Below are 12,972 nucleotides of genomic sequence, written 5' to 3'. Positions count from 1 at the left end.
ACTTCCCGTCATGCTCTGTGCCATGACGTGGTTCAAGGACGAAGCCCGATTCCTCTCCCGCGAGCGCATCGAGGAGGCGTGCGACCGGCTGCTCACCGAGGCCGCCGAACGCCTGTCGATCGCGGAGTACCGCCGGGTCCTGCTGCTGCCGCCGGACCTCACCCGCGCGCACTCCGGCACGGGCTGGATGACCGAGTACCTCTACCGGCGGCTCGACGACGCCGGGGCCGAGGTGCACGTCATCCCCACGCTCGGGCAGCACGTGCCGCACACCCCGGAGGAGAACCGGTGGATGTTCGGCTCGATCCCCGAGGAACGGATCCACGCCCACGACTGGAAGGACGGCGTGACGAACGTCGGGACCGTGCCGGCCGAGGTCGTGCGCGAGGCGACCGATGGTGCCGTCGACTGGGAGATGCCGGTCGACCTCAACACGATGCTCGTCACCGAGCGGTGGGACCTGGTGATCAACGTCGGCCACGTGGTGCCCCACGAGGTGCTCGGCTTCGCCAACCACAACAAGAACTACTTCATCGGCCTGGGCGGGAAGCGGCTGCTGGGCGCCTCCCACATGGCGTCGGCCGTGTACGGGATCGAGAACAACCTCGGCAACCTCCTCACGCCGGTGCGCCAGTGCTTCAACTACGCCGAGGACCACTTCCTCGGCGACCTGCCCGACGTCTACCTCCAGGTCGTCATGGACTACGACGACACCGGCGCGCTGCGGCACACCGGTCTCTACGTCGGTGACGACCTCGAGACCTACCTGGACGCCGCGCGGGCCTCGCAGGAGCAGAACATCACCCAGTTCGACGAGCCGGTCGACAAGATCGTCGCCGTCATGCAGGCGGACGAGTTCCGGGCGCTGTGGGTCGCGAACAAGGCCGTGTACCGCACGCGCATGGCGATCGCCGACGGCGGCGAGCTCCTCGTCATCGCCCCCGGCGTGGAGCGGTTCGGCGAGCAGCCCGAGGTCGACGCGCTCATCCGCAAGTACGGCTACATCTCGCAGTCCGAGGCGGTCGAGCTCTATCAGAGCGAGGCCGACATGCAGGACATCCCGCACGGCACCGCGCACCTCCCGCACGGATCGAGCGAGGGCCGCTTCACGATCACCTACGCGCCGGGGCATCTCACGCGCGAGGAGATCGAGGGCGTGGGCTACCGGTACCTGGACGTCGACGAGGCGCTGCGGCGCTACGACCCGGACGTCATGACCGACGGGTGGAACACCATGCCCGACGGCGAGCGGGTCTTCTACATCTCCACGCCGTCGGCCGGCCTGTGGTCGACCAAGGACAAGCTCGACCAGCGCGCCGGTCACGAACGCCACCCCTCCTGATCCTGCCGATCCTGCCGATCCTGGCGAGTGAGCGGGGTTCTGCTCGCTCCGTGCGGCGAGTGAGCGGACTTCTGCTCGCTCCGGTCCGTGTGGCGAGTGAGCGGGGTTCTGCCCGTTGCGGAGCGGGTCGCGGTGTCGCGCCGTCGCGCCGTCGCCGTTGCCGTTGCCGTTGCCGTTGCCGTTGCCGTTGCCGTTGCCGTTGCCGTTGCCGTTGCCGTTGCCGTTGCCGTTGCCGTTGCCGTTGCCCAGTCAATCGGGTAACCATCGAGGCAGTCCCCCGGGGGCACTGCCTCGATGGTTACCCCATTGACTCACCGACCACACCGAGCCGAGCACCGAGCATCGCGACGACGACGGGCGGGCCCCGCACCCCATCAGGGTGCGGGGCCCGCCCGACAGGTGAGCGCCGCCCGGACCGAGATCCGGGCGGCGCTCATCCGTGGAGCGGAAGTCCGCTCACTCGCGAACTATCGGCACCAGCTCCTGGTCAGCGGCGGACTCCGAGTGTGGCGGAGCCGTCGCCGTTCCAGTCACCGACGAACACCTCGTCGCCGGCCCGGCCGTAGCGGACCTCGATGTCGGCCCACCCACCGGTCAGGCTGTTCGACACCAGGTACAGGTTCCCGCGACGCGAGGCGAACGTGTCCGCCCCATCACCGTCCCAGTCACCCACGAGCACCTGATCACCGGCCCGCCCGTAGTCGAACTGGGCATCCGCCCAACCCGAGGACAGGCTGTTGGACACGTAATAGGTGTTACCCCGGCGCACCGCGAACGAGTCCGCACCATCGGCGTCGTAGTCACCCACCAGCACCTGGTCGTCCGCCCGGCCGTAGTCCAGCTCGGCCTCCGCATTCCCACCCTCGAGGGAGTTGGTCAGGAAGTAGCTGTTCCCACGACGCACCGCGAACGAATCGCTGCCGTCGCCGTCCCAGTCACCCACCAGCACCGTGTCGGACGCACGACCAAACGTCAGCTCCACATCCGCGTTGCCCCCGTACAGGTTGTTCGACAGGAAGTAGGCATTCCCACGGCGCACGGCGAGCGTGTCGCTGCCGTCTCCGTCCCAGTCACCCACCAGGACCTCATCACCCGGACGACCGAAGCTGAACTCGTGATCCGCCCAGATCCCCCAACCATCGTTCAGGTAGAACCCACGACCCGGCGACGGCGGCACCGGCTCACCAGGCTCACCCGGCTCCTCCGGGTGCTCCTCCTCGTAGGTGAGGCCGTGGCCGAACGGGTACAGGGCGCCGTCGGTGGTCTCGTCGTAGCCCGGTGCGTCGGTGTCCTGCTCGACGATCGCCTCCGGCGTGCCGGCCAGGGCGAACGGCATCCGGCCCTGCGGCGCGTGCTCGCCCGTGAGGACGTCCATCAGCGCGGTGTCGGTCACGCCGAAGCCGGCGAGGATGGCACCGGCGTCACGCAGGCCGCTGGCCTCGTCGAGCACGTAGGGCTGACGGAAGTAGACCTGCAGGACGACCTGGCTCGGGTCGTCGACCTCGGCCATGACCTCCTGGATGGTCTCCAGCGAGGGGGTCACCTCCCAGGACTCGGCCGCCTCCATGCCGGTGAAGTCGAGGGTGTCCGACTCCCAGGGGTAGGCGCCGCCGAAGCGCAGACCGTCGTCGGTGCAGCCGTCGGTCCCGTGCGTGACGCAGGCATCCGCCGCGCCCCTCAGACTCTGGCCGTCCAGGCCCTCGATGCCCGCGATGATGCTCGGGTTGACGCCGTGCTCGGGGTTGAGGCCGAAGCCGTCGCTGTTGCTGACGTAGTCGCTGCCGTCGGCGCTGGCGGTCATGGAGATGAGCACGTAGTCGCTGTCTTCGGCGCTGGGCCGCTCCTCGCCCTCCTCGACGTTGCCGTCGGTGACGTCGAAGCCGTACTCGGCGACGGTCTCCTCGGTGAAGTCACCGAGGATGTAGACGTCGGAGTCCGGCTGGAGCGGCAGCACCGGGCCCTCCTCGGTCTCCTGGTTCTCCAGGAGCACGAGCGAGTCGCGCTGCTGCTCCAGGCCGACCTCGCGGTGTGCCTCGTTGCCGATCGTCGCGGTGGCGACGTCCGGGTCGACGTAGGGGTCCTCGAACAGGCCCATGCGGAACATCGGCTCGAGGAGCCGCTCGGCGGCCTCGTTCACGCGCTCCTCGCTGACGAGGCCGTCCTCGACGAGGTCGGTGATCACTGTGACGTCGCTGAAGCCGGACAGGGTGTCGGTGCCGCCGTTGATGGCCGCCGCGACGCGCTCCGGCACGGTCGCGTCCTCGAGGCCCCAGGCACGGTCGTTGATGATGCCCGTGTCGGAGTTGACGTAGCCGCCGAAACCGAGCTGGTCGCGCAGCAGCCCGTTGACGATGGAGTCGGAGAAGGCGAAGCCCGTCAGCGGGTAGTTCTCGTCCTCGTTGCCCACCTCGGGCACGTCCACCGGGATGCCGTAGTACGGCATGATCGAGGAGACACCCGCGTCGATGGCCGCCTCGAAGGGCAGCATGTGCTCCTCGAAGAGTCCCTGGGGGTAGACCTGCGCCTTGCCGAACGCGTAGTGCGGGTCGAGGCCCAGCTCCTGCGGACCGCCGCCCGGGAAGTGCTTGAGCGTGAGCGCGACCCGGGTCTCCGGGCTCAGCGCCAAGCCGTTCTCGCTGTCAGCCGGGATCTCGCCCTGCAGCGTCCCGACGAGCGTCGACATGATCGCCGCCGCGTGCTGGGCGTCCTCGGTGAAGGTCTCGTGGGTGCGGTACCAGCGAGGCTCGGTGGAGAGGTCCGCCATGTAGCCGTACATGCCGCGCAGGCCGATCGAGGCCCATTCGTCGCCCATGACCTCGGCGAACTCCTCGACCACCGCCATGTCGCCCGTCGTCGGGTCCTCACCAGTCGCTGCGGCCTCGGCGCCGAGGGAGGCCGCCGCGATGCCGGCCTCCTTGGGGAACGCGGTGAACGCGCCAGCCGACTCGTTGATGCCCGCGCGGGCGTCGGGGTCGATGTGGTTCCGGGCGTTCGACTTGAACAGCGACGGGATGCCGAGCCTGGTCGACTCGGACATCTCCTGGACGGTGTTCGTGAAGGTCGCCGCCTCCGCGGGCGTGACGGTGGTGGAGGCCTGGAATCCGCCACCCGCCTCGCCGCACTCGGCGTCCTCCGGGCCGGCCACGGTGTTGCGGAAGATGAACCGGTGCATGTGCTGGTTCTCGATGAAGTCAGTGCCCGACTCCGGCACGACGCCGCGCACGCCGTCGACGCACGCCGCGTTGAGCGTGTCGATGAGCATGAGTCCGGCGCGCTCCTCGAGCGTCATCTGCGCGACGAGGTCATCGGTACGGTCCGCCACGGACAGCCGCCAGTCCTCGTACGGGTCGAGCTCACCGTTGTCGTTGAGGTCGCGGAACTGATACCCGTCGACCTCGATGATCTCGGTGGTACGGCTCTCGAGCTCCGGCTGCTCGAACTGGTCCGGCTGCTCGGCAGGAGCCGAGTCGTCCGGTGCCTCCGGCGTAGCGCCGGCACCACCGGCCAGCGCGACCGTGAGCGTCAGCGGGACGGCCAGCACCGCTCCCAGCACAGCTCACCTACGCCCCTTCTTCGGGGATCTGGACATCGTGTTCCTCCTGCAGTCGTCGTCGACCTCGGACGCCGTGCTTGGTCACGGCGCACACCGGCGGGGGCGATCCGTCGTCGGTGTGCCCCTCACCGGTGCGTCGACCATCGCCGGGAGCGATGGAGCAGGTCACCCGGTTGCCGGATGTTGCCGACGACGACGTTCCTCTGACGCGAGATCGCCCTCCCACCGGCGTACCGGTGGGAGGGCGATCTCGCGACGGGTCGATGCCCGCTCACTCAGGAGGCGGAATCCCGTTCGCTCGACGGGCGGAACCGTGCTCACTCGTGACGAAGAATCCCCTCACTCGTCGGGGTTACTGGGGGGTCTCGCTGCGGTCGCCCGACCACTCCGTGTGGAACGAGCCCTCCTTGTCGGTGCGCCGGTAGGTGTGCGCACCGAAGAAGTCCCGCTGTCCCTGCACGAGGGCGGCCGGCAGGTGCTCGGCCCGCACGGTGTCGTAGTAGGACAGCGCGGCGGAGAAGCCCGGGACCGGGACGCCGGAGGCCACCGCGTGGGCGATCGCGCCGCGCCAACCGGCCTGGCTGGCCTCGAGACCGGCGACGACGGACGGCGCCTCGAGCAGAGTCGTGAGGTTGCCGGCGGCGTACTCGGAGCGGATCCGCTCGAGGAGACGCGCCCGGATGATGCAGCCGCCGCGCCAGATCTTCGCGACCTCGGCGATGTCGATGTCCCAGCCGAACTCCTCGGACGCCGTCCGGATCTGGTCCAGCCCCTGCGCGTAGGCGACGACCTTCGATGCCCACAGCGCCTGGCGCACCTGCTCCACGAGCTCCGCCCGCTGCTCGGCCGGGACCTCGCCGCGCGCCGGGCCGGGCAGGACCCCCTTCGACGCCGCCCGCAGCGCGGCGTGGCCCGAGGTCGACCGGGCGAACACCGACTCGGCGATGGTGCTCACCGGCACGCCCAGCTCGAGGGCGATCTGCACCGTCCACCGCCCGGTGCCCTTCTGCTCGGCCGCGTCCTGGACGATCGACACGAACGGCCGGCCGGTGTCGGCGTCGACGTGCCCGAGCACCTCGGCGGTGATCTCGATGAGGTAGGAGTCCAGATCGCCGGTGTTCCACTCCCGGAACACGTCCGCCAGCTCGGCGGGCGTGAGCCCGGCGGAGTGCAGGACGTCGAAGGCCTCGGCGATGAACTGCATGTCCGCGTACTCGATGCCGTTGTGCACCATCTTGACGAAGTGGCCGGCGCCGTCGGGGCCGATGTGCACGCAGCACGGCTCGCCGTCGACCTTCGCGGAGATCGCCTCGAGGATGGGCCCGAGCGTCTCGTAGGACTCGGCCGGGCCGCCGGGCATGATGCTCGGGCCGTTGAGCGCACCCTCCTCGCCGCCGGAGATCCCGGCGCCGACGAAGTGCAGTCCGACCTCACGCAGGGCCGCCTCCCGACGGCGGGTGTCCTCGTAGTGGGCGTTGCCGCCGTCGACGACGATGTCGCCCTCCTCCAGCAGCGGGACGAGCTGCTCGATGACCGCGTCGGTGGCACCGCCGGCCTTGACCATGATGACCATCTTGCGCGGCCGCTCCAGGCTCGCGACGAAGTCCTCCAGCGTGGTCGACGCGACGAACGTACCGTCGCCGCCGTGGTCGGCGATGAGCTCGTCGGTCTTCGACGTCGTGCGGTTGTACAGGCCCACTGCGTAGCCGTTGCGGGCGAAGTTGCGGGCGAGGTTGCTGCCCATGACGGCGAGCCCGATCACCCCGATCTGCGCGCTCGCGGTGGTGTCGTTGACGGTCATGCGGTCGTCCCTTCCTCGGCGACTGGGCGGTGCTCCTCCCCCAGTATGTCCGCGGCGCGCCGCAGGCCTCAGTGGTGGCCAGATGTTGTCAACGGCTCAGCCGACGTGGGGCGACGCCCCGCCGGCAGGCCCGCCGGACGCCCCGCCCACCGGTCCGGTGGACTCCCGCGGCACGAGCTTGACCGGGAGCAGCACCGGCTGCCGCGGCGGCCGGGCACCCTTGACGATGGCGAGCAGGTTGCCCACGGCTGTGCGGCCCTGGAGCGCCAGCGGCGAGGCCACCGAGGTGATCGCCGGCGTGGCGAGCGCCCCGAGGCGGCTGTTGTCGAAACCGACGACGCTGACGTCGGTCGGGACCTCCAGGCCCTGCGCCCGCAGGCCGCGGACGAACCCGATGGCCATGACGTCGTTGAAGGTGACGACCGCGGTCACCTGGCTCCGGGACCACCGGGCGGCGACCAGCTCGCCGCCGACGACGGTCGGCTCGTTGGGTCCGATGCGGCGCACGCGCAGGGCCAGCTCCTCGCCGGCCTCCTGGAGCCCGCGCCAGCGCACGCCGTCGGCCCACGACGCCTCCGGACCGCCGATGTAGGCGACCTCCCGGTGTCCGAGGGAGCCGAGGTGCTCGGCCACCCGACGCACGCCGCGCGCGCCGTCGGTCAGCACGCTCGGCAGGCCGCTGACCATGCGGTTGAGCACGACGACGGGGCGCTGCTTGGCCAGCCGCAACAGCGCGGAGTCGGACATCCGGGGGCTGGCGAGGATGAACCCCTCGACGAAGTCGAGGAAGGACTCGGCCGCGGCGCGCTCACGGGACTCCGCCTCGCGGGCGTCGAACAGGAGCATCGTGTAGCCGGCCCGGCCGGCGGCGACCTCGGCACCGCGGAAGACGTCGACGAACAGGGGGTTGCCGATGTCGGCGACCACCATCGCCAGGAGCTTGCTCGGGACGACGCCGAGTGCGGGCGCGACGGCGGAGCGTCGGTAGCCGATCTCGGCGGCCACCTCGCGCACACGTTCGGCCGTCTCCGCGCTCACCCGGCCCGGGCGGGCGAGCGCCCGGGAGACCGTCGACGGCGACACCCCGGCGGCCGCGGCGACGTCGTAGATCGTGGGGATCCTGCGTGCCTCCCCGTCGGTGCTCATGGCCCCACGGTAGCCGCGCGCCGCGTGGCAACCCGTGGCAACGAGGTCCGTGCGGCCGCCGGTCTCGGTCACGATGCGACCCTGGGTACCGTGGCGCGACCGGCGACGTGCGCGCCGAGAACGAGGGAGAACAGCGATGAGCACCCGTGCGACGACGACGTCCGTGCCGCCGGTCACCGAGCAGCCGACCGGCGGCGACACACGCCACGACGACGCCGGGCCGGCCGACCGCGTGGCCCGGCTCCTCGCCGGACACGGCCTGCTCGGCGTGGCCTACTCCGGCGGCGTGGACTCCGCGACGCTCCTCGCGCTCGCGGTCCGCACGCTGGGGCCGGACGGCGTCGTCGCGATCCTCGGCGTCTCCCCCTCGCTCGCGACCGACGAGCGGGAGGCCGCCCACGCGACGGCCCGCGAGATCGGCGCGCGCGTCGTCGAGGTCGAGACCCACGAGGGCGACAACGCCGAGTACCGCGCCAACGGCCCGGACCGCTGCTTCCACTGCAAGGACGAGCTGTTCGCCCGCATCTCCGACGAGCTGGTCGCCGAGCTCGGTCTCGCGGCCGTCGCGTACGGGGAGAACTCCGACGACGCGCGCCGCCCGGACCGGCCCGGGGCGCAGGCCGCGTCGAACCACCGCGTGCTGCGCCCGCTGGCGGAGGCCGGCCTGACCAAGGCGATGGTCCGGCAGGTGGCACGCGAGCTCGGCGTGCCGGTCGCGGACAAGCCCGCGGCGCCGTGCCTGGCCTCACGCATCCCGCACTTCGAGGAGGTCACGCCCGAGAAGCTGGCCCAGGTCGACGCCGCGGAGGGCGCGCTGCGCCGGCTCGGCTTCTCCGACGGCCGCGTGCGCCACCACGGGGACGTCGCCCGGATCGAGCTGCCCGCGGCCGAGATCGTGCGCGCGGCCGAGCTGCGCGACGAGGTCCACGCCGCCATCACCGCGGCCGGCTTCCGGTTCGCCGCCGTCGACCTGCGCGGCATCCAGTCCGGCGCGTTCACCCTCCCGCTCGTCGACATCAGCCATGGCCGCTGACCAGGACGGCCGGCAGGACGACAGGCCCGGCGACGCACACGCCGGTGCGCCCGGCGACCCGCAGGACGGCACGCCCGGCGACGCACAGGGCGGCGAACCGGTCGCTCCCTCGGCCTGGCGTCCGGGACCGGAGCTCGAGGCGTTAGCCAGCCTCGACCACGACCGGGCGGCCCGGCGCGGCTACCCCGAGGCAGTCCTGTGCGAGCCCAAGAGCGTCGCGCAGGTCGCGGCCATCGCGGCCGCCGTCGCCGAGCGCGGCGCGCCGACGCTGTTCACCCGCGCGAGCCCCGAGCACGCACGGGTCGTGCTCGAGGCGCTCCCGGACGCGGCCCACCACGAGGAGGCAGGGCTGCTCGCCTGGCCGGCTGCCCCGCCCGCGCCGAGCGGTGGCCTCGTCGTCGTCCTCAGCGCGGGGACGTCCGACCTACCCGTCGCTCTGGAGGCACGTCTCACGGCCGAGCACCTGGGGCGCAGGACGGAGCTCGTCGTCGACGTCGGGGTCGCCGGTCTCCACCGTGTGCTCGGCCGCCTCGACCTGCTCCGTTCGGCGTCGGCGATCGTCGTGGCCGCGGGTATGGACGGAGCGCTCCCCAGCGTCGTCGCCGGCCTCGTGGCAGCGCCCGTCGTGGCGGTCCCCACCTCGGTGGGCTACGGCGCGTCGTTCGGCGGGGTCGCCGCTCTCCTCGCGATGCTCAACGCCTGCGCGCCCGGGGTCGCCGTCGTCAACATCGACAACGGCTACGGGGCCGGCCATCTCGCGGCGCAGATCACGGCGCCGTGATCCGGCCCGCCCTGGCAACTCGTGGCAACCAGTGTCCGGCGGACGTACCGACCTGACTCAATGACTCAACCAACAACAGCGGCACCTCCGCCGGACGGCCGCCCCTCCGATCGGGGCACGGCATGGCTGCCCGCCCGGGACGCACGACGTGGCAAGGAACGCCACATCCCAACGGTCTGACGACGGAGTCTCCCCCGAGGCAAGGACGGAAATCATAAGAACTCGGTCATCGCCGTGGCAGGCGCCGCCGGCGCCGCGCTGCTCCTGGCGGCCTGCGGTGGCGGCGACGACAACGGCGGGGGCGGGGGCGGCGGCACCACGATGCGGCTGGCGCTCAACCAGACCGAGGACCACCCCTCGTACGTGGCGCTCGACAACTTCGGCACCGCCCTCGAGGAGAACGCCGACGGCTGGGGCATCGAGGTCTACCCCAACGAGACGCTCGGCGCGCAGGCCGAGGCACTCCAGCTCGTCTCCGACGGCAGCGTCGACATGGCGATCGTCTCCGGCACCCAGCTGGAGAACCTCAACGACGACTTCGTCACCTTCAACCTCCCGCGCGTGTTCGACGACGTCGAGCACCAGATGAACGTCATCCACGACCCGGAGATCACCGGCGACCTGTACGCCTCGCTCGAGGAGTCCAACGGCTTCACCGTGCTCGGCGGCTTCACGCAGGGTGCGCGGTCGATCTACACGACCGAGGGCCCGGTCGAGACGCCCGAGGACCTCGCCGGCATGGACATCCGCGTCCAGGAGTCGGACCTGCACATCGCCATGGCCGAGGCCCTCGGCGGCAACGGCACGCCGATGGCCTACGGCGAGCTGTACACGGGCCTGCAGTCCGGGGTCGTCGACGCCGCGGAGAACAACGAGGTCTCCTACTTCACCCAGCGCCACTACGAGGTGGCGCCGCACTGGTCGTACACCAACCACCTCGTCGGCCTCGACTACCTCATCATCAACACCGACCTGCTCGAGAGCATATCGGAGGAGGACCGGGCCGCGTTCGACGAGGCCTGGACCGCGGCCTACGAGGAGCACACCCAGCTCTGGGCCGACGCCACGCAGGAGGCCATCGACGGCGCCACCGAGGGCGGCGCGACCTTCACCGAGGTCGACGACGCCGCCTTCGCGGAGCCGCTCGAGGCCCTGGCCGACGAGTTCATCACCACCGACTCGCAGCGCGAGCTCTACGACGCGGCGCGCGCAGCGGCCGAGTGATCCGGACAGGCCGAGTCATGACCGAAGGAGGTGACGCATGAGAGCCATCAAGAGGGTGCTCGACACAGCCCTGTGCTGGATCACGGTGGTGCTGTTCGCCCTGCTCGTCGTGGTCCTCGTGTGGCAGATCTTCACCCGGCAGGTGCTGGGCGACCCCGCCACCTGGACGGAGGAGGGCGCCAGGCTGACCTTCGTCTGGCTCGGCCTGTTCACCTCGGCGTTCGTGTTCGGCGAGCGCGGGCACATCGCGGTCGAGTTCCTCGCCCGCAAGCTGCCCGGCGGCGCCGAGCGCGTCCTGGCCATCGTCGTCCAGCTCGTCGTCCTGGCGTTCGCCGTCGTCGTCCTCATCTGGGGCGGGATGCGTGCGTCGGACAACGCGTGGCTGCAGAACCTGTCGGCCCTGCCGTTCACGCTGGGTCAGATGTACCTCGCGCTGCCGATCTCCGGCGTGCTGATCGCGTTCTACTCGATCTACTACATCCTCCAGGTCGCCACCGGCGCCGAGGCGCCCTACGGCGACCACACCGACGAGGACGACCCCGACGTCCGGGTCGGTGCCGATGACGTCGAGTCGATCGTCCTCCCGGACGACGGTTCCGACGCGCGCCGGCCGGAGGCCGACGACACGGCCGGCCCGAACCACGGTCCCCCCACCCGCGGCGGCGCGTCCGCCCGACCGACGACGGAGGCGTGATGGACCCGACAACGCTCGCAGCGCTCATCCTCGTCGGCGGCATCGTCATCGGCATCGTGCTGTCCGTGCCGATCGCCGTCGTCATCGGCGTCTCGTCCTTCCTCGCGACGATCCCGATCCTCGGTTCCGAGCAGGCGGTGCTCATCTCCGCGCAGCGCATGTTCACGGGGATCAACAGCTTCCCGCTCCTCGCGATCCCGATGTTCGTGCTGGCGGGCGTCATCATGAACTCGGGCGGTATCGCCGGGCGGCTCGTGGACGCCGCGAAGGTGCTCATCGGACGCATGCCGGCCTCGCTCGCCCAGACGAACGTGGCGGCGAACGCGATGTTCGGGGCCGTCTCCGGCGCCGCGGTCGCTGCGGCCGCCGCCGTCGGCAACGTGATGAACAACCGGATGGTCGCCGAGAAGTACGACCGCGGCTTCGCGGCTGCGGTCAACGTCGCCTCCGCGCCGTCCGGCATGCTCATCCCGCCGTCGAACACGTTCATCGTCTACTCGCTGGTGTCCGGCACGTCGATCGCGGCGCTGTTCATGTCGGGCCTGATCCCGGGGCTCCTGTGGGCTGCCGCCTGCATGATCGTCGTCGCGATCTATGCCGTGCGCCAGCCGGGCAGGCTGAAGACGGCGGACCGGGTGACGTTCCGCCAGGCCCTGCTCGTCTTCTGGCGTGCGCTCCCGTCGCTGCTGATGATCGTCATCGTGGTCGGCGGCATCCTCGCCGGCTACTTCACGGCCACCGAGTCCGCGTCCGTCGCAGTCGTCTACTGCCTCGTGCTGTCGGCGATCTACCGCACGGTCAAGGTCCGTGACCTGCCGGGCATCCTCGTCGACGCGGGCCGGACCACGGCCATCGTCATGCTGCTGGTCGGCGTCTCCACCGCGCTGTCCTTCGTCATGTCGCTCGCGCGGATCCCGGACCTCATCTCGGACGCGGTCCTCGGGTTCACCGACTCGAGCACCGTCGTCCTCCTGCTGATGATGGTCGTGCTGCTCAGCGTCGGGACGTTCATGGACCCGACGCCGGCCATCCTCATCTTCGTGCCGATCTTCCTCCCGATCGTCACCGAGTTCGGGATCGACCCGATCCACTTCGGTGCGATGGTGGTGATGAACCTGTCGATCGGGACGATCACACCGCCGGTCGGCAACGTGCTGTTCGTCGGGTCACGCGTGGCCCGACTACGGATCGAGCCGGTCATCGCCAAGCTGTGGCCGTTCCTCCTCGCGATCATCGCCATGCTGTTCATCGTGGTGTTCGTCCCGCAGCTCTCGATGTGGCTGCCACAGCTCATGGGCCTGGTGTAGGAACGGGCACCGCACGGTCCGGAAAAGTCGAGGGCCGGGGGGGGGGGGGGGTTTTCTTCCCCCCCCACCGCCCCCCTCCTCTTCTCCGCCT

Annotated in this window: 9 protein-coding genes; 6 read left to right on the top strand and 3 right to left on the bottom strand. The window is 70.8% G+C overall.

What is annotated here, in order from left to right:
- The first annotated feature begins 22 nt into the window (after positions 1–22).
- On the top strand, positions 23–1,342 hold the full coding sequence (locus tag ACZLKG_RS05075) for a nickel-dependent putative hexonate epimerase (protein WP_463648149.1): 1,320 nt from the start codon (positions 23–25) through the stop codon (positions 1,340–1,342).
- Positions 1,343–1,829: 487 nt separating this feature from the next.
- Here ACZLKG_RS05075 and ACZLKG_RS05070 read toward each other — a convergent pair whose 3' ends face one another.
- From ACZLKG_RS05070 to ACZLKG_RS05060, 3 genes are all read right to left on the bottom strand, one after another.
- Positions 1,830–4,895: a glycoside hydrolase family 3 protein gene (locus tag ACZLKG_RS05070; RefSeq protein WP_463648148.1), complete on the bottom strand. Its 3,066-nt coding sequence runs from the start codon at positions 4,893–4,895 to the stop codon at positions 1,830–1,832.
- A gap of 352 nt (positions 4,896–5,247) precedes the next feature.
- Entirely contained in the window at positions 5,248–6,696 is a 1,449-nt protein-coding gene (gene gndA / locus ACZLKG_RS05065; protein WP_463648147.1) for an NADP-dependent phosphogluconate dehydrogenase, read from the bottom strand.
- A 96-nt stretch (positions 6,697–6,792) separates the two neighbouring features.
- Positions 6,793–7,842, bottom strand: coding sequence for a LacI family DNA-binding transcriptional regulator (locus ACZLKG_RS05060; protein WP_425708437.1), 1,050 nt, complete (start codon positions 7,840–7,842; stop codon positions 6,793–6,795).
- Between the two features lie 136 nt (positions 7,843–7,978).
- On the opposite strand from ACZLKG_RS05060, the gene larE reads away from it, so the two are divergent.
- The 5 genes from larE (at position 7,979) to ACZLKG_RS05035 (ending at position 12,881) form a co-directional block, all read left to right on the top strand.
- On the top strand, positions 7,979–8,875 hold the full coding sequence (larE, locus tag ACZLKG_RS05055; protein WP_463648146.1) for an ATP-dependent sacrificial sulfur transferase LarE: 897 nt from the start codon (positions 7,979–7,981) through the stop codon (positions 8,873–8,875).
- The gene (gene larB, locus ACZLKG_RS05050) at positions 8,865–9,656 is read left to right on the top strand and encodes a nickel pincer cofactor biosynthesis protein LarB (protein ID WP_425708439.1); all 792 of its coding nucleotides are present in this window, start codon (positions 8,865–8,867) and stop codon (positions 9,654–9,656) included. Before larE ends, larB begins: the two co-directional genes overlap by 11 nt.
- A 234-nt stretch (positions 9,657–9,890) precedes the next feature.
- On the top strand, positions 9,891–10,880 hold the full coding sequence (locus ACZLKG_RS05045) for a TRAP transporter substrate-binding protein (RefSeq protein ID WP_463648145.1): 990 nt from the start codon (positions 9,891–9,893) through the stop codon (positions 10,878–10,880).
- Between the two features lie 37 nt (positions 10,881–10,917).
- Positions 10,918–11,574 (top strand): TRAP transporter small permease, encoded by a 657-nt coding sequence (locus ACZLKG_RS05040; RefSeq protein WP_425708441.1) that lies wholly within the window; start codon positions 10,918–10,920, stop codon positions 11,572–11,574.
- A complete protein-coding gene (locus ACZLKG_RS05035; RefSeq protein ID WP_463648144.1) occupies positions 11,571–12,881 on the top strand; it encodes a TRAP transporter large permease in 1,311 nt (436 codons plus the stop codon). Before ACZLKG_RS05040 ends, ACZLKG_RS05035 begins: the two co-directional genes overlap by 4 nt.
- Positions 12,882–12,972 lie beyond the last annotated feature (91 nt).

This window comes from Georgenia sp. Z2081, assembly GCF_055326445.1.
This window is presented reverse-complemented; position numbering and strand designations above follow the sequence as displayed.

What these genes read in the sequence shown, in the direction of transcription:
- ACZLKG_RS05075 (WP_463648149.1), top strand. Translation starts at nt 23, where the DNA reads ATGACGTGGTTCAAGGACGAAGCCCGATTCCTCTCCCGCGAGCGCATC.
- gndA (WP_463648147.1), bottom strand. Translation starts at nt 6,696, where the DNA reads ATGACCGTCAACGACACCACCGCGAGCGCGCAGATCGGGGTGATCGGG.
- ACZLKG_RS05060 (WP_425708437.1), bottom strand. Translation starts at nt 7,842, where the DNA reads ATGAGCACCGACGGGGAGGCACGCAGGATCCCCACGATCTACGACGTC.
- larE (WP_463648146.1), top strand. Translation starts at nt 7,979, where the DNA reads ATGAGCACCCGTGCGACGACGACGTCCGTGCCGCCGGTCACCGAGCAG.
- larB (WP_425708439.1), top strand. Translation starts at nt 8,865, where the DNA reads ATGGCCGCTGACCAGGACGGCCGGCAGGACGACAGGCCCGGCGACGCA.
- ACZLKG_RS05040 (WP_425708441.1), top strand. Translation starts at nt 10,918, where the DNA reads ATGAGAGCCATCAAGAGGGTGCTCGACACAGCCCTGTGCTGGATCACG.